Origin of the sequence: Nocardioides sp. Root151, from assembly GCF_001427925.1 — a bacterium.
Taxonomy (GTDB): domain Bacteria; phylum Actinomycetota; class Actinomycetes; order Propionibacteriales; family Nocardioidaceae; genus Nocardioides.
This window is the reverse complement of record NZ_LMGG01000007.1, coordinates 769,656-785,566: the sequence shown is the minus strand read 5'-3', so window position 1 is coordinate 785,566 and position 15,911 is coordinate 769,656. Positions and strand designations below refer to the sequence as shown.

Here is a 15,911-nt window from a genome sequence, read left to right as displayed (position 1 = left end):
GTCAGTGGGCGAAGTGGCGGGTCCCGGTGAAGTACATCGTCACGCCCGCGGCTGTCGCGGCAGTGATGATCTCCTCGTCGCGGATCGAGCCACCCGGCGCCACGACCGCCTTCACGCCACCGTCGAGCAGCACCTGGAGGCCGTCGGCGAAGGGGAAGAACGCGTCGGACGCGGCCACCGAACCGGCGGCCCGATCGCCCGCGCGCGTGACGGCCAGGTTGCAGGAGTCGACCCGGTTGACCTGCCCCATGCCGACGCCGACCGAGGCTCCGCCGGAGGCGAGCAGGATCGCGTTGGACTTCACCGCGCGGATCGCCCGCCAGGCGAACTGCAGGTCGGCCAGCGTGGCCTCGTCGGCGGCGTCACCGGCGACCAGGCGCCAGCGCGACGCGTCGTCGCCCGTGGCGTTGCCGAACTTGTCCTCGCCCTCGGCGTCGATGGCGTCGCGCACCTGCATCAGCAGGCCACCCGAGATCGGTCGGGTCTCCACTCCCCCGCGGGCCGGCGGGTCGACGACCAGGAGGCGGAGGTTCTTCTTCGTGGTGAGGATGTCGAGGGCTTCGCCGTCGAAGCCGGGGGCCACGACCACCTCGGTGAAGATGTCCTTGACCGTCTCGGCCAGCTCCTTGGTCACCGTGCGGTTGGTGGCGATGATGCCGCCGTACGCCGACACCGGGTCGCAGGCGTGGGCCTTGGCGTGGACGGCCGCGATCGGCTCGTCCGAGGTGCCGACCGCGATGCCGCACGGGTTGGCGTGCTTGATGATCGCCACCGTCGGCAGGTCGCCGTGGTCGTAGGCCGCGCGGTACGCCGCATCGGCGTCGACGTAGTTGTTGTAGGACATCTCCTTGCCGTGCAGCTGCTTGCCCTGGGCCAGGCCCGGCTGCGGGGCGAAGCCGTTGACGTAGAGCGCGGCGCCCTGGTGCGGGTTCTCGCCGTAGCGCAGCACGTCGGCGCGGTTCCAGGTGGCACCGACCCAAGCCGGGAAGCCGGAGCCGCCGGAGGTGTCGGTGAGCACCGAGCCCATCCACGACGCCACGTGCACGTCGTACGTCGCGGTGTGCACGAACGCGTCGGCGGCCAGCTTCTGGCGCTCGGCCAGGGTGAACCCGCCGGCGGCAGTGGCGGCCAGCACGGCGTCGTACCCGTCGGGCGAGGTGACGATGGCGACCGAGGGGTGGTTCTTGGCCGCGGCGCGCACCATCGACGGACCGCCGATGTCGATCTGCTCGACGCACTCGTCGGGCGTGGCGCCCGAGGTGACGGTCTGGGTGAAGGGGTAGAGGTTCGAGACGACCAGGTCGAACGGCTCGACCTCGAGGTCAGCGAGCTGCTGCACGTGGGACTCGAGGCGGCGGTCGGCGAGGATGCCGGCGTGCACGCGCGGGTGCAGGGTCTTGACCCGGCCGTCGAGGCACTCGGGGAAGCCGGTGAGGTCCTCCACCTTGGTGACCGGGATGCCGAGTCCCTCGATCAGGGCGGCGGAGCCACCGGTGGAGACCAGGGTGACCCCGGCAGCGTGCAGACCACGGACGAGCTCCTCCAGACCGGTCTTGTCGTAGACCGAGACCAGGGCCCGCTTGATGGCGATCTTGCCGTCTGTCATGCGCCGAACCGCACCTTCCTGTCGGTGATGGTGAAACCTTCTCGGGCCATCCGGCCCACGTTCTCGACGAGCATCTGTCGCTCGGCGACCTTGATCCGCTCGTGAAGTTCTTCCGTGTCGTCGTCGTCCTCGACCGGCACCGCGACCTGCGCGACGATCGGGCCGGTGTCGACCCCGCCGTCGACGACGAAGAGGGTGGCGCCGGTGACCTTGACGCCGTACGCCAGTGCGTCGGCCGGCCCGTGCATGCCGGGGAACGACGGGGACAGCGCGGGGTGCGTGTTGACGATCCGGCCGGCGAACCGGCCGAGGAAGTCCTCGCCGACCAGCTTCATGAACCCGGCGGAGACCACCAGGTCCGGCTCGAACGCGGCGACGCTGTCCGCTAGGGCGTGGTCCCAGTCGTCACGGCTGGAGAACTGGCCGACCTTGCGCACGAAGGTCGGGATGCCCGCACGGTCGGCGCGGGCCAGGCCCTCGATGCCGTCACGGTCGGAACCCACCGCGACCACGGTGGCGCCGTACGACGGGTCGGCGGACGCATCGAGGAGCGCCTGGAGATTGGTGCCCGACCCGGAGACGAGCACGACGAGGCGCTGGGGACTCCGGGTGGTTGGCACGGGCGGAGTTTATCGACCGCGCCCCGATTCACCGAACCGGTCTCAAGCCGGGTCGGGGCAGCACGTGTCACACATCAAGAATCCACGGCTCGAAGCGCAAGAATCCACGGCTCGCGCATCAAGAATCCACGGTTGGCGCTTCTTCGGGGAGCGAGCGTCGGGTCCACCACGTGGCGAGCAGTCCGCCGAGCAGGCCGCCGGCACCGAGCGAGACGATCCCGTGCCAGAGCACCTCCGAGACCAGGGGGCCGACGTCGGTCATCCGCCCGGGCCCGACGGCTCCCCCGGCGACCGCGGCCAGCAGTCCGAAGAGGAGGCCGGCCAGCACCCCGCCGACGACCCCGCGCAGGGCGCCTTCGTCCCAGGCTGCGGTCGGGCTGTGCCGGTGGCTGCGGACCACGCCGGCCGCCGCGCACAGCACCGGCAGCACGATCAGCGCGGGAGTCCATGCCGGAGTGGGGCCGGTGTCGGGCAGCGCGGCCAGCAACGGGAACATCGGCACCGGCCCGATCGCGACCAGTGACGGCGAGACGAGCGTTCCGGTGCCGACCAAGAACCCCGGGCCGAGCAGGTAGGCGCCGCTGAAGATCACGGCGTTGGGCACGACCGTGAGCACCAGCACCACGAACATCAGGCCGTCACCGGTGTCGAGGTGCAGCTGCGACATCACGTTCATCGCGGCCCCGAAGTCGAGGGCCAGCGCGACCACGAACACGCCCGCCGCCGCGACCAGGAAGGCGAGCACGACGGACCAGGCGGCGTGCAGCGAGGCGCGTACGGCGGGGGGCGCCAGGGAGAGCCAGATCGAGGCACGGCCGGACCCGATCGCGATGCCGGTGCCGCCGACCCCGCAGGTGAGGGCCAGGGACCACAGCATCACGGCGTTCAGGTCGGGGCTGAGGTCACCGGTGCCACAGAGCACGGCGGTGAACACGGCGACCACGACGTACGTCGCCGCGAAGAGTCCCGTTGCCGCGGGGACGGTCCAGTCACGGTCACCGTCGGAGAGCGCATCGGCGTCGGGCCCGTGGCCGGCCACCTGCTCGCCCAACCGGAGGCCGAAGCGCCACACCACGACGCCGAAGAGAAGGGTCAGGCCGAGCGGGACGGCGGTGATCGCGACCCCCTGCACCGTGACGCCGGACCCGTGGCCCATCAGCCAGCCCAGGCCGCCCGCGCGCAGTGCATCGCGCGGGGCCCCGTGGATGCCCCCGTCGGCGAGGAACCAGCCGAGCAGGGCCAGGCCCAGGCACACGGCCAGCGTGCTGGCCGCGGCGGAGAGCCCGGCGACGGTGGCCAGGAGCGTCAGGGGACGACGGTTGGTCTCGGCTGGGGACAGCCCCGGAGGGCTCAACGTGGCGGTCATGACGAGACCCATCCTGACCCGCGCGGCACTCCTCCGATCGCTGCACACGCCGCGCGTGGGTGATTCCGGGCGGTTTCGCCTGAGGCACGGCCACCCCGTACCGTGGTCGGGTCATGCTCGATCCTGCCGAATTCGACGCCTTCTACGCCGCCACTCGCGGTCGCCTGTTGTTGCAGACCTACGCACTCACCGGCGACCTGCCCGCGGCGCGCAGCGCTGTGCGCGATGCGTTCATCGCCGCGTGGCACCACTGGCGCAAGGTCTCCCGCCTCGACGACCCCGAGTCATGGGTGCGACCGCACGCCTGGTCGCTCGCCCAACGGCACCACACGACCCGCATCTGGCACCGCGACAAGGCCCTCGACGACGCCTCCCGGGCAACCCTCGAGGCACTCGGCAAGCTCAGCCTCCCGCAGCGCAAGGTGTTGCTCCTGACCCAGCTGAGCTCGGTCAACATGGAGCAGATGGCACGTGAGATCGGCCTCACCCGCGAGACCGCCGAGCGCGAGCTGCAGACCGCGGCCGCCCAGTTCTCCCTGCACCGCAATGTCCCCTCGCCGTCGGTGCGGCTGCACCTGGAAGCCCTCGGCGCCCAGATCTCCTCCTCACGCTTCCCCCGGGTGACGATCATCCGGCGCTCCGGTGCGGCCCGTCGTCGCGCACACACTGGCGTCGGGGTCGTGGCCGCCGTCGCCGCGCTGCTCGCGGCCGGTGCCGTCGTGCACCAGACCGGCGGCGCCACCCCCGCCCTCGGCGGTGTCAGCGCCCACGGCGACTCCTCCCTCGACGAGCCCGATCCCGCCACCCTGCTGCACCCCGACGACCTGCTGACCAGCGAACAGATCAGCACCCTGGCCCCGGCCCGCACGCTGAAGGCCCCCGTGACCAGCAACAACACCGGGGGCACCGGCATCAACACGGTGTGCCAGGAGGAGCCTTTCGCCGATCCCCAGGGCGAGGCGACCCTGGTCCGCAAGTTCGCCCTCGACGGAGAGCCGTCGATGACGGCGCTGCAGTCGCTCGAGCTGTCCACGGACGACGCCGCCGCGCACACGGCGTACGACACCGTCGTCGGCTGGTACGCCGGCTGCACGGAGCGCCGCGCACAACTGCTCTCCACGCACCGGCTGAACGGCGTGGGCGACGAGGCCGTCCTCCTGGTCCTGCGCACCTGGCAGGCACCGGAGCAGACGCTGACCATCGGGGTGGCCCGCACCGGCGCACTGGTCTCCACGGTGGTCCGCCAGTTCCAGAGCACCCGCGAGCCGCGCCTCGAGCCGATGGTCGGACTCACCGCCACCGCCGTCGAGGGGCTCTGCACCCACGAGGCGGCAGCGGCCTGCGTCACCACCCCGAAGGCGGTCCCGATTCCACCGCCGGCCGGAGTGACGGCACGGGGGCTGCTCCAGGAGGTCGACCTCCCGCCCGTCGAGGGGGTCACCCGCCCGTGGGCCGGCACCGGCCCGGCCGTCCCCCGCGCCAACATGGCGGCGACGACCTGCGACAACACCGAGTTCACCTCGAAGCAGATCTCCTACGCCACCACGCGCACGTTCGTGATCCCTCGCGCGAAGCTGCCCAAGGCGTTCGGCCTGACCGAGACCCTGGGCCGCTTCCGCAAGCCGGCCCAGGCCAAGAAGTTCGTGGCCGGGGTGCGCGCACGCCTCAACGCCTGCGAGGACAAGGACCTCTCGACCAAGGTCACCCAGGTGCACGCCCAGGGCGACAGGACCAGCGAAGTGAGCATCTGGCACCTCAGCACCGAGATCTCCGACGAGCGCACCGTCCAGTTCCAGATGGCGGTCATCCGGCGCGGGAGCATCGTCGTACAGATCGGGTTCGTCCCCGACGACGACCACTCCATCGGCACCGGCGCCTTCCACGAGCTCAGCCTCCGCGCGCTCGAGCGCATCCAGAACCTGCCTCGCAGATAGAATTTCCCCGCGCGGTGTGCAACCGCCGGTCCCTGCCACGCGTAGACCGTTCGACAACGCGAGCAGGAAAGACCAGGACGGGGGTACGTCGATGAACGAGCAGGAGTTCGACGACTTCTACACCGCTTCCTTCGCCCGGATCACCGGTCAGCTGTACGCCATGATCGGCAACCGGGACGAAGCGCAGGAGTGTGTGCAGGAGGCGTTCGTCAAGGCCTGGGCCCACCGGCGAAAGCTGGAGAAGGCCGAGCACCCCGAGGCATGGGTGCGAGTGACTGCCCACAGGCTGGCGGTCAGCCGCTGGCGTCGTACCCGCATCGCGAAGCGTCCGGCCGACCGCGCCGTGTCGCTGCCGGCCTCCACCGCCCCCGCCGACGAGAACCGGGTCGCGTTGGTGGCCGCGCTCAAGAAGCTTCCCGAGTCGCAGCGCCGGGCGTTGGTCCTGCACCACATGTGCGACCTGCCGATCGCGGCGGTCGCCGCCGAGGTCGGCGCCCCCGAGGGAACCGTGAAGGCCCGGCTCTCCCGAGGACGTACGGCGCTGGCCGCGCTGCTCTCCGACTCCCCACCAGACGCACACGGACTCCAGGAAGGAGCCAGCCATGTCTGATCCGATCAAGGACCTCGAGAACTTCAGCAGTGAAGGATTGCCCATGAACCCGCTCGCGCCCTCGGAGGTGCGTCGTCGCGGTGACCGCATCCGCCGACGCAACCAGGGAGTGCTGGCCCTCGGTGCCGCGGCCGCGGTCGCCGTGGTCGCCACCTCCGGTGTCCTCGTCGCCGGTGCCGTCAACCAGGGTGAGGGCCCCGACCCGGCCGTGGACCCGACGCAGACCACGGACAGGACGACCTCCGGCTTCCTCACCACGATCCCCGACGACTTCGCGCTCGACGTCGGCATGGGGGGCGCCCAGGTCACCGAGGACGGCCAGATGGACGACCTCGACTACTGCGGGACCACGCCCCTGTCCGACCTCCCCACGCTCGACGTACGCAGCGCGGAGGTGTCCGGTGGCGAGACCTCGGTGACCCGCACCCTCTACCTGCTGGAGAACCAGGACGAGGCGCGGGCCACCCACGTCGCCGTCCTCGACGCGGCCCGCGACTGTGCGGCCGAGAAGATGCCCGACGGCACCGTGGCACTCCAACCCGCCGACGACTCGTGGCCCGGCAACACGATCACGCTCGACCTCGGCCGGGGCGCCGAGACCGAGCCCACCGTGCAGGTCGTCAACGTCGTGACGAACGGCCCGGCCGTGCTGGTGACCTCGATCTGGGGCGTGTGGAGCGGCGACGTGCAGCCCGGCGTCGAGACCTCCCGTGACGGACTCGGGCAGCTCGTGCCCGAGTTGGACCTCTTCGGCGACAACGTCGGCCCGCTAGAGCCGTCCGAGGTCGATCCCGACCAGGGCTCCGGCTCGTCGGACGACGTCCCGACGACGATCCCCGACGACTACCCGCTGGGCACGGGCTGGCCGGACGACTCCGTGGCCGAGACCGAGGAGCTGGGCCTGCAGGGCCCGAACCGCACCCTCGAGTCGCTGCCCTTCAACGCCTGCGGAGAGACCTGGCAGGAGCCGGAGTACGCCGACCGGCTGCGCGCCGAATGGACCAACGCCGAGGACTACCGGGCCCGCCAGCTCACGACGTACGCCGACGCCGACGCGGCGGTCGCGGCGGTCGCCGACCTGATCGCCATGATGCAGGCCTGCCCGGAGGACCCGGTGCGCGACGACGGCTACGTCACGAAGCGCACGGTCCGCAAGATCCCCTTCGGCGGTGAGGGCTGGGCGATCCTCGAGCGCGACACGCTCGACGGCGGCGACTCACCCCTGGGTGGCTCCACCATGGTGATCCGCAACGGCCTGTCGGTGCTGGTGATCCGGCACGACGGCCACTCCGGCTACCCGGGCACCGACAACGGCCAGGGTCAGGTCGACCGGCAGACCAGCGAAGCCTCCCAGGCGATCGCGGCGATGTGCCGGTTCACCGTCGCGGGGTGCGGCTCAGGGTCGGACGGCGGCACCGAGTCCTCCTCGGACGACGTCCTGGGTCCCGACGGTTGGGGCGAGCTGAAGATCGGCATGACGGCCGCCGAGCTGGAGGCCACCGGGCTGGTCACCATCGCCCCGGCCGACGACCCGACCGCGGCGTGCCGGGCCGTCACGATCAAGGGCTGGGAAGACACCGTCCACCCCAACATCAACGGGCAGGTGCATGCGTTCGTCAGCAAGAAGCACGGGCTGGCGATGATCTTCGCCCAACCCGGCATGAGGACCGCCGAGGGCATCGGGGTCGGGTCGACGGTCGCCGACGTGCGAGCGGCGTACGGCGAGCTGGGCGGCCAGGACGCCTACAACACCGCACCCGTCGACGGGAAGAGCTGGTTCTTCCTGACTGACGGTGGATCGGTGACCGCCTTCCAGCTCGAGCACGCAGACCAGGACTGCATGGACTGATCGCGAAGCACGCGGCGCCCCGGACCCGAGTGGGTCCGGGGCGCTCGTCGTACAGGTGGAGGCTCTCTTCGCTGGCGGCCGAGCCGGCGGCGTACCCTGACGGCAGCAACGGTGAGTCACCAACGGAGGCAGGACGCAGTGAACTTCGACGCCAGTGACCCCGACCTCCTCGACGCGGTGTGCCGCATGTGCGAGGAGCCGGCATCCTTCGCGGTCATGCTGCGCGGTGCCGCGGCGGAGGAGCTGAGCGACCGGGTGATGTTGTGCAAGGTCTGCGAGCACTACGCCTCGGGCGGGCAGGTCGACTCCCTGATCGCCAGGTCGTCGGACGCATCGGCCGAGACGGACCGGGTGGCCGAGATGATCATCCGGGACCTCGACCAGTCGGTGCCCTTCGACCTCGACCTGCCGGGTGCCGACGACTGGGGCTGACCCGTCGCCAGTTCGGCAACAAATGACACCGACCCGTCGCCAGTTGGCGACGGGTCGGTGTGTCTCCCGCCGACGAGCGGCGGGAACGGTGGATCAGAGGCTCTGCAAGATCTCCCGCATGAGCGCGGCGGTCTCGGACGGCGTCTTGCCGACCTTGACGCCCACGGCCTCGAGGGCTTCCTTCTTCGCCTGCGCGGTGCCGGAGGAACCCGACACGATCGCGCCGGCGTGGCCCATCGTCTTGCCCTCGGGGGCGGTGAAGCCCGCGACGTAGCCGACGACCGGCTTGGTGACGTTGTCCTTGATGTACGCCGCGGCACGCTCCTCGGCGTCGCCACCGATCTCGCCGATCATCACGATCGCCTTGGTCTCCGGGTCGTTCTCGAAGGCCTCGAGCGCGTCGATGTGCGTCGTGCCGATGACGGGGTCACCGCCGATGCCGATGGCGGTCGAGAAGCCGAAGTCCTTCAGCTCGTACATCATCTGGTAGGTCAGCGTGCCCGACTTGGACACGAGACCGACCGGGCCGGAGCCGGCGATGGTGTGCGGCGTGATGCCGGCCAGCGACTCACCCGGCGTGATGATGCCGGGGCAGTTCGGGCCGATCATGCGGGTCGACTTGCCGTCGAGGTAGGCGAACACCTCGGCGGAGTCCTGCACCGGCACGCCCTCGGTGATGACCACCAGCAGGCCGATGCCGGCGTCGATGGCCTCGATGCAGGCGTCCTTGGTGAAGGCCGGCGGCACGAAGACGACGGACACGTCAGCGCCGGTCTCCTTCATCGCCTCTTCGACCGAGCCGAAGACCGGGAGTTCCTTGCCGGCCAGCTCGACCGACGTACCGGCCTTGCGTGCGTTGACACCGCCGACGATGTTGGATCCCGCCTCGACCATGAGGGTGGTGTGCTTGGAGCCCATACCGCCCGTCATGCCCTGGACGATGATCTTGGAGTCCTTGTTGAGGTAGATAGACATGTCTTCGTCCTTCTCAGGCGTTCGCCAGCTCGGCGGCCTTGTCGGCCGCGCCGTCCATGGTGTCCACCTGCGTCACGAGCGGGTGGTTCAGCTCGTTGAGGATGCGGCGACCCTCGTCGACGTTGTTGCCGTCGAGGCGCACGACCAGCGGCTTGGTGGCGGCGTCGCCGAGGATCTCCAGGGCACCCTTGATGCCGTTGGCGACCTCGTCGCACGCGGTGATGCCGCCGAAGACGTTCACGAACACGCTCTTGACCTGCTCGTCGTTGAGGATCACGTCGAGGCCGTCGGCCATCACCTGGGCGTTCGCGCCGCCGCCGATGTCGAGGAAGTTCGCCGGGGTGACCCCGCCGTGGTTCTCGCCGGCGTAGGCAACGACGTCGAGGGTCGACATGACCAGACCGGCGCCGTTTCCGATGATGCCGACGGAGCCGTCGAGCTTCACGTAGTTGAGGCCCTTGTCCTTGGCCTTCGCCTCGAGCGGGTCGGCCTCTTCGCGGATCTCGAAGGCCTCGTGCTCGGGGTGACGCACCTCGGAGGCGTTGTCGTCGAGCGACACCTTGCCGTCGAGGGCCTCGAGCTTGTCGCCCTCGAGGCGGGCCAGCGGGTTGACCTCGACCAGCGTGGCGTCTTCTTCGACGAAGACCTTCCACAGGTCCTGGACCATCTTGATGGCCTGGTCACGAAGCTCCGCGGGGAACGCGGCCTCGTCGACGATCGCGGTCGCCTTGGCCTCGTCGACACCGGTGAGGGCGTTGATCGGGATCTTCTTGACGGCGTCGGGGTTGGTCTTGGCGACCTCTTCGATCTCCACACCGCCCTCGACGCTGGCAATGCAGAGGTACGAGCGGTTCGAGCGGTCGAGCAGGAAGGAGAAGTAGTACTCCTCCACCGGCGGGGTCGCCGGCGTGATCAGGACCCGGTTCACGGTCAGGCCCTTGATCTCCATGCCGAGGATGTTCGAGGCGTGCTCGAAGGCCTCGTCCGCGGTCTTGGCGAGCTTGACGCCGCCGGCCTTGCCGCGACCTCCAGCCTTCACCTGAGCCTTGACGACGGTCACGCCGCCCAGCTCCTCAGCGGCAGCACGTGCCTCTTCGGCGGTCTCGACGACCTTTCCGAGAGTCGTGGTGACGCCGTGCTTGGCGAAGAGTTCCTTCGCCTGGTACTCCATCAGGTCTGACATCCACCCAGTCCTTTTTCTTATTCGTTACAGTCCGGGGATTCCATTGGGCACCCTAGACCCGTTTGCGGACCTGGCCCCAACGAGGGTCTGGGGAATGGGACGTGTGACCGGTCACCATGAGCAGAAATCCTGGCGAACATCACACAGACTTGTCCGACGTTGTCCACAATGGACGACACCCTCGATTTACACGCCCCCCGGGGAGTCCGTTACAGTCTGAGGCTGCTTCATCCCCCGAGGTTTGAGGATTCTTGTATGGGCAACCACCGAGCTCCCCGTCGTGGAGCGAAGTCTGCGACCCCGGGAACCTCGGTCGGCATCCCCGCCGCCACCTCTTCCGCCGGCAAGCGCCGTGCGGTCAAGCACGCGGGATCGCGCGGCCAGCTCTTCCGCAAGCTCCCCTCCGCCCCGGTCCTGCTGGGTGTCGCCGCACTGACCGTGTCGGCCACCGGCGCCGTCGCCGCCGGTGAGGCGCCGAGCAATTCCACCGCTTCCGACAGCTTCAACGTCGCCTCCGCGGCCAACGCCCTGTCGGGCGAGAGCGTCATCTCCTCCACGAGCGCCCGCGCCGAGCGCAAGGAGACCGTCTCCCGCGATTCCCGCCGTGACGCCCTCGCCGACTCGAGCGAGGAGAAGCTGCAGGCCGCCGCCGAGGCGACCGCCGAGCAGCGCAACGTCGAGCTCCAGCGTCTCGCCCAGGACGCCGAGAAGCAGGCCAAGAAGATCGCCCTGAACCTCTGGCAGCTGCCTCTTTCGAGCTACCGCCTCACCGCCACCTTCGGCCAGTCCAGCGGCCTGTGGTCGAGCACCCACACCGGCCTCGACTTCGCGGCCCCGGTCGGCACCCCGATCATGTCGGTCACCAACGGCACGGTGACCTCCGCCGAGTACGCCGGCGCCTACGGCAACCAGATCATCGTCACCACCGATGACGGCGAAGAGCTGTGGTACTGCCACATGAACGAGTTCGCGGTCGCCGTCGGCGACACGGTCCGCGCGGGCGATGTCGTCGGCTACGTCGGCGTGACCGGCAACACCACCGGCCCGCACATGCACCTCGAGGTGCGCCCCGGCGCCGGTGACCCGGTCGACCCGTACCAGGCGCTCGTCGCCCACGGCGTCACTCCCTGACGGAGCCGCGCCAGCGGATCCGTCGAAGGTGGTCGAGCGAGCGGCGCGGCTGAGGAACGAAGCCGCGACCCGCGTGTCGAGACCCGGTGACGTACGCGCCACCTCAGCCAGCGACCAGTGACCAGCGACCGTGCAGGTCGGATCCGGCGCGCCCTGACGACCCGCGAGAGTTGCAGTTCGTACCACCTCAGCGACGAGAGTCGTACAAACTGCAACTCTCGAGGCCCGCTGGAGCCGGAGCCCCTGTCCCTGCTGTCGGCGATCATCTCACCAGGTCTCGATACGGTCGCTGGGCGACCTACTCGACCACCGGGTGACCGCGACTCGCTCGACCACCATCATCCAGTCCGCTGGCGCGTCCTGGATCAGAGCTTCTCGACGGGGGCGTAGCGGAGCAGCAGCCGCTTGACGCCCTCGGAGCCGAAGTCGATCGAGGCCACGGACTTGTCGGCCACGCCTTCGACGGCGACGACGGTGCCCATGCCGAAGGAGTCGTGCACGACCCGGTCGCCGGGCTCGAGGGAGGGGATCTCGCGAGCCGGCTTGGCCTTCTTGGCCGCGTCGAGACGAGCGGCGGCACTGCCGAAGTTGCGGCGTCCGGCGGCGGTGGGCTGGCTGAAGTCGATGCCCGAGGAACGACTCAGGTCGGGCCGGTTCCACGACGTCTGCGCCCCCGCCGTGCGGCGCCAGTCGACCAGGGTCGCGGGGATCTCGTCGAGGAAGCGTGAGGCCGGGTTGTGGGACGGTGCGCCCCACGCGGAGCGCATGACGGCGCGGGAGAGGTAGAGCCGCTCGCGGGCCCGGGTCACGCCGACATAGGCGAGCCGGCGCTCCTCCTCGAGCTCGGGCTTGTCGCCGAGCGAGCGCATGTGTGGGAAGACGCCGTCCTCGAGGCCGGTCAGGAACACCACCGGGAACTCCAGCCCCTTGGCGGTGTGCAGCGTCATCAGGGTGACCACGCCCTGGGCGTCGGCCGCCTCTCCGTCGTCGCCGTCTGCCGGGGGCGGCGGGATCTGGTCGGTGTCGGCCACCAGGGCCACGCGCTCGAGGAAGTCGCCCAGGCCCGGGGTGACCGTCCCGGCGTCGACGTCGCTGGGGTCGGCGGACGGCCCGGCCACCGGGTCGTCGGAGAACTCGCGGGCCACCGCTACGAGCTCGGCGAGGTTCTCGACGCGGGTCTCGTCCTGGGGGTCGTCGGATGCCTCGAGCTCCGCCAGGTAGCCGGACTTGTCGAGCACAGACTCGAGGATCACGTCGGGGCGCTCCCCCGCGTCGACCATCGACTGGAGCTCCTCGACCATCGCGACGAACCCGCGGATCGCGTTGAGCGAACGGGTCGCGATGCCGGGCGCCTCGTCGGCACGGCGCAGCGCCTCCCAGAAGATGGTGCGCTCGCGTTCGGCGTACGCCGAGACGCAGGCCTCCGCACGGTCGCCGATGCCGCGCTTGGGAGTGTTCAGCACGCGGCGCAGCGAGATCTCGTCGGCCGGGTTGGCCAGCATGCGGAGGTAGGCGAGTGCGTCGCGCACCTCGCGACGCTCGTAGAACCGCACGCCGCCGACGACCTTGTAGGGCTGGCCGGTGCGGATGAAGACCTCTTCGAAGACCCGCGACTGGGCGTTGGTGCGGTAGAACACCGCCACGTCGCCGGGACGGGCGTCACCGGCATCGGTGAGCTTGTCGATCTCCTCGGAGACGAAGCGGGCCTCGTCGCGCTCGTCGTCGGCGACGTAGCCCACGATCGCGGCGCCGTCACCGGCCTGGCTCCACAGGCGCTTGGGCTTGCGGCCGGCGTTGTTGCCGATCACCGAGTTGGCGGCGTTGAGGATGGTCTGCGTGGAGCGGTAGTTCTGCTCGAGCAGGATCGAGGTGGCGTCGGGGAAGTCCTGCTCGAAGTCGAGGATGTTGCGGATGTTGGCGCCACGGAACGCGTAGATCGACTGGTCGGCGTCACCGACCACCATCAGCTCGGCCGGCGCGACCCGCTCGCCGCCGGACTCGGTCTCCTCCATGGAGTCGGCGCACAGCTGGTGGATGAGTGCGTACTGCGCGTGGTTGGTGTCCTGGTACTCGTCGACCAGCACGTGCCGGAACCGACGCCGGTAGACCTCCCGCACCTCGGGGAGCGACTGGAAGAGGTGCACCGTGAACATGATGATGTCGTCGAAGTCGAGGGCGTTCGCGTCGCGCAGCCGCCGTTGATAGAGGGCGTACGCCGCGGCGTAGTTCTCCTCGAACTTGTTGTGCGTGTCCTTGGCGGCGTCGTCGGGGTCCTTCAGCTCGTTCTTCTGGTTGGAGACCCAGTTGAGGACGGCGCGGGGTTGGTACTGCTTGACGTCGAGGTCGAGGTCCTGGCAGACCAGGGTCATCAGCCGCTTCGAGTCGGCTGCGTCGTAGATCGAGAACGTCGACTTGAAGCTCGAGCCCCCGAAGTCGAGCGCCGTGATCTCCTTCCGCAGGATACGCACGCAGGCGGAGTGGAACGTGGAGACCCACATGATGCGGGCCCGCTTGCCGACGAGGTCCTCGACGCGCTCCTTCATCTCGGCGGCGGCCTTGTTGGTGAAGGTGATCGCCAGGATGGAACCGGGGTGCGCCTTGCGCTCGCGGATCAGCCAGGCGATGCGCCGGGTGAGCACCCGGGTCTTGCCGGAACCGGCGCCCGCGACCACCAGCAACGGTCGCCCGGCGTGGATCACGGCCGCACGTTGCGGCTCGTTGAGCCCCTCCAGGAGGGCCTCGTTGGACGGGGTGCGGGCGGGCTCGACGGATTCGAGGCCGGGGATCGGAAATGAGGTGCTCATGCTGCATCCACCCTATGTCGATGCGCCGACACCGCCCGACGGTGGTTGAGGAGTGAGGGGTCTCGCATGCGGAGGGTGCCTGGTTTCGAGACGGCGCTGGCGCGCCTCCTCAACCAACGGTGGGACCGGGACTGGGGCACCTCAACGAGCGGGTGTCTCAGCGAGCGGGGAGGACGGTGAGCTCGACCCCGTCGCCGAGCCGGTAGGGACTGGTGGCCAGGAGGGCGCCGAGCGCCCGTCGCATGCGGGAGATCTCGGCCCGCACGGTCACCTGGTGGTCGCTGTCGCCGTAGAGGCGCTGGCTCAACGCGCCGGCGGTGACACCCGAGGGGCCGGCGGCAGCCAGTGCGGACAGCACCTCGGCGTGCCGGGGCGACAGCGTGACCCGCCACGGCGAGTCGGGCCCGCGCACCTCGAGCACGGCGGGCGCCGTACGCAGGTCGAGGGTGGCGGTGAGAACGCTCTCGCTGGCCCGTGCACGGATCAGCCACCCACCACGCAGCCGTTCGGGCAGGCACAGCCCGAGGCCAGGCACTGCCACCACACGATCGGCCCGCGGGGCCTCGACCCGGTTCTGCACAGCGACGCCTTGGTGGGCGGCGACCCAGCCGTGGTCGTCGACGACGAGCAGCGGGCTGCTGACACCGGAGAGCAACGGCTCGACCGAGCGACGGAGCTGCGTCAGCCGCTCCTCGTGGTGCCGCCACAGCCGGGCCTCGGCGAGCCGCACGGACGCGGTCACCAGCGCCTCGATCGCCGGGTGCAGGGTGAGTGCGGGGCCGCTGACGTCGACGATGCCGAGCAGCGAGCCGTCGATCGGGTCATGGATCGGGGACGCCGAGCAGTACCACGGCACCTGGGCGTTCTCGAAGTGCTCGGCCGAGAAGAGCTGCACCGGCGCCGCCTCGGCCAGCGCGGTGCCGATCGCGTTGGTGCCGACGGCGCTCTCTGTCCAGGTCGCGCCCTCGGCAAAGCCGAGTACGTCGGCCTTGCGCCTGACCCGGGACGACCCGGAGCGCCAGAGCACCACGCCGTCGGCGTCGGTGACCACGACGAGGAAGTTCGACGCGTCGGCGGCACTGAGCAGGAGCTCGCGGATCTCGTCGATCACCAGCGACAGCCGGGAGTCGCGACGCCGGTCGTCGACGGCGGAGGGCGGCAGGGGTTCGCGTCCGTTGCGTCCGTCGGGATCGATGCCCAGGCTCAGCATGCGCTCCCAGGACCGGGCCACCACGGCGCGCGGGCGTTCGGGCGGGGCGGTGCCGGAGAGCACCGCGTCGTGGATCCGAACCAAGTCGCGGGCCCGCAGCGCAAGGTCGTGCGTGGCCATGAGTCCCACCATAGGTGCATGTTGTGACCGCGGCCACAGCCATCCACGGCGACGATCCCCGTTGCAACACT

12 protein-coding genes are annotated in these 15,911 nt (G+C 70.1%); 5 read left to right on the top strand and 7 right to left on the bottom strand.

Going from position 1 to position 15,911, the window contains the following annotated elements; all coding sequences use genetic code 11:
• Nucleotide 1: 1 nt before the first annotated feature.
• From purH to ASD66_RS21190, 3 genes are all read right to left on the bottom strand, one after another.
• Nucleotides 2-1,606 carry a bifunctional phosphoribosylaminoimidazolecarboxamide formyltransferase/IMP cyclohydrolase gene (gene purH / locus ASD66_RS21200; RefSeq protein ID WP_056892139.1) on the bottom strand — a complete coding sequence of 535 codons (1,605 nt, stop codon included), beginning with the start codon at nucleotides 1,604-1,606 and terminating at the stop codon, nucleotides 2-4.
• Complete coding sequence (gene purN / locus ASD66_RS21195) at nucleotides 1,603-2,226, bottom strand: phosphoribosylglycinamide formyltransferase (RefSeq protein ID WP_082599648.1); 624 nt, start codon at nucleotides 2,224-2,226, stop codon at nucleotides 1,603-1,605. The genes purH and purN overlap by 4 nt, the downstream gene beginning before the upstream one ends.
• A 118-nt stretch (nucleotides 2,227-2,344) precedes the next feature.
• The gene (locus ASD66_RS21190) at nucleotides 2,345-3,592 is read right to left on the bottom strand and encodes a DUF6350 family protein (protein ID WP_056679458.1); all 1,248 of its coding nucleotides are present in this window, start codon (nucleotides 3,590-3,592) and stop codon (nucleotides 2,345-2,347) included.
• Nucleotides 3,593-3,705: 113 nt separating this feature from the next.
• Between ASD66_RS21190 and ASD66_RS21185 the strand changes: the two genes are divergently transcribed.
• The 4 genes from ASD66_RS21185 to ASD66_RS21170 all read left to right on the top strand — a co-directional run bounded on the left by ASD66_RS21185 (nucleotide 3,706) and on the right by ASD66_RS21170 (nucleotide 8,417).
• Nucleotides 3,706-5,526 carry a hypothetical protein gene (locus tag ASD66_RS21185; protein ID WP_056892137.1) on the top strand — a complete coding sequence of 607 codons (1,821 nt, stop codon included), beginning with the start codon at nucleotides 3,706-3,708 and terminating at the stop codon, nucleotides 5,524-5,526.
• A 91-nt stretch (nucleotides 5,527-5,617) separates the two neighbouring features.
• A complete protein-coding gene (locus ASD66_RS21180; RefSeq protein WP_056892136.1) occupies nucleotides 5,618-6,136 on the top strand; it encodes a SigE family RNA polymerase sigma factor in 519 nt (172 codons plus the stop codon).
• The gene (locus ASD66_RS21175; RefSeq protein WP_056892135.1) at nucleotides 6,129-7,985 is read left to right on the top strand and encodes a hypothetical protein; all 1,857 of its coding nucleotides are present in this window, start codon (nucleotides 6,129-6,131) and stop codon (nucleotides 7,983-7,985) included. The genes ASD66_RS21180 and ASD66_RS21175 overlap by 8 nt, the downstream gene beginning before the upstream one ends.
• 138 nt (nucleotides 7,986-8,123) lie before the next feature.
• Nucleotides 8,124-8,417: a hypothetical protein gene (locus ASD66_RS21170; RefSeq protein ID WP_056678689.1), complete on the top strand. Its 294-nt coding sequence runs from the start codon at nucleotides 8,124-8,126 to the stop codon at nucleotides 8,415-8,417.
• A 93-nt stretch (nucleotides 8,418-8,510) separates the two neighbouring features.
• On the opposite strand, the gene sucD is transcribed toward ASD66_RS21170, so the two are convergent.
• Together sucD and sucC are read right to left on the bottom strand one after the other, a co-directional pair.
• Nucleotides 8,511-9,392 (bottom strand): succinate--CoA ligase subunit alpha, encoded by an 882-nt coding sequence (sucD, locus tag ASD66_RS21165; protein ID WP_056678692.1) that lies wholly within the window; start codon nucleotides 9,390-9,392, stop codon nucleotides 8,511-8,513.
• Between the two features lie 13 nt (nucleotides 9,393-9,405).
• Complete coding sequence (sucC, locus tag ASD66_RS21160) at nucleotides 9,406-10,575, bottom strand: ADP-forming succinate--CoA ligase subunit beta (protein ID WP_200950139.1); 1,170 nt, start codon at nucleotides 10,573-10,575, stop codon at nucleotides 9,406-9,408.
• A 255-nt stretch (nucleotides 10,576-10,830) separates the two neighbouring features.
• Between sucC and ASD66_RS21155 the strand changes: the two genes are divergently transcribed.
• Nucleotides 10,831-11,706, top strand: a complete 876-nt coding sequence (locus ASD66_RS21155) for a M23 family metallopeptidase (RefSeq protein WP_056678695.1) — start codon at nucleotides 10,831-10,833, stop codon at nucleotides 11,704-11,706.
• Nucleotides 11,707-12,071: 365 nt separating this feature from the next.
• On the opposite strand, the gene pcrA is transcribed toward ASD66_RS21155, so the two are convergent.
• Nucleotides 12,072-14,510, bottom strand: coding sequence for a DNA helicase PcrA (gene pcrA / locus ASD66_RS21150; RefSeq protein ID WP_056678698.1), 2,439 nt, complete (start codon nucleotides 14,508-14,510; stop codon nucleotides 12,072-12,074).
• 157 nt (nucleotides 14,511-14,667) lie between these two features.
• Nucleotides 14,668-15,840, bottom strand: a complete 1,173-nt coding sequence (locus ASD66_RS21145) for a helix-turn-helix domain-containing protein (RefSeq protein ID WP_056679465.1) — start codon at nucleotides 15,838-15,840, stop codon at nucleotides 14,668-14,670.
• Nucleotides 15,841-15,911: the final 71 nt, after the last annotated feature.

Excerpts from the sequence above, each read along its gene's own strand:
- purH (WP_056892139.1), bottom strand. The coding sequence starts at position 1,606 with ATGACAGACGGCAAGATCGCCATCAAGCGGGCCCTGGTCTCGGTCTAC.
- ASD66_RS21190 (WP_056679458.1), bottom strand. The coding sequence starts at position 3,592 with ATGACCGCCACGTTGAGCCCTCCGGGGCTGTCCCCAGCCGAGACCAAC.
- ASD66_RS21185 (WP_056892137.1), top strand. The coding sequence starts at position 3,706 with ATGCTCGATCCTGCCGAATTCGACGCCTTCTACGCCGCCACTCGCGGT.
- ASD66_RS21180 (WP_056892136.1), top strand. The coding sequence starts at position 5,618 with ATGAACGAGCAGGAGTTCGACGACTTCTACACCGCTTCCTTCGCCCGG.
- ASD66_RS21175 (WP_056892135.1), top strand. The coding sequence starts at position 6,129 with ATGTCTGATCCGATCAAGGACCTCGAGAACTTCAGCAGTGAAGGATTG.
- sucD (WP_056678692.1), bottom strand. The coding sequence starts at position 9,392 with ATGTCTATCTACCTCAACAAGGACTCCAAGATCATCGTCCAGGGCATG.
- sucC (WP_200950139.1), bottom strand. The coding sequence starts at position 10,575 with ATGTCAGACCTGATGGAGTACCAGGCGAAGGAACTCTTCGCCAAGCAC.
- ASD66_RS21155 (WP_056678695.1), top strand. The coding sequence starts at position 10,831 with ATGGGCAACCACCGAGCTCCCCGTCGTGGAGCGAAGTCTGCGACCCCG.
- pcrA (WP_056678698.1), bottom strand. The coding sequence starts at position 14,510 with ATGAGCACCTCATTTCCGATCCCCGGCCTCGAATCCGTCGAGCCCGCC.
- ASD66_RS21145 (WP_056679465.1), bottom strand. The coding sequence starts at position 15,840 with ATGGCCACGCACGACCTTGCGCTGCGGGCCCGCGACTTGGTTCGGATC.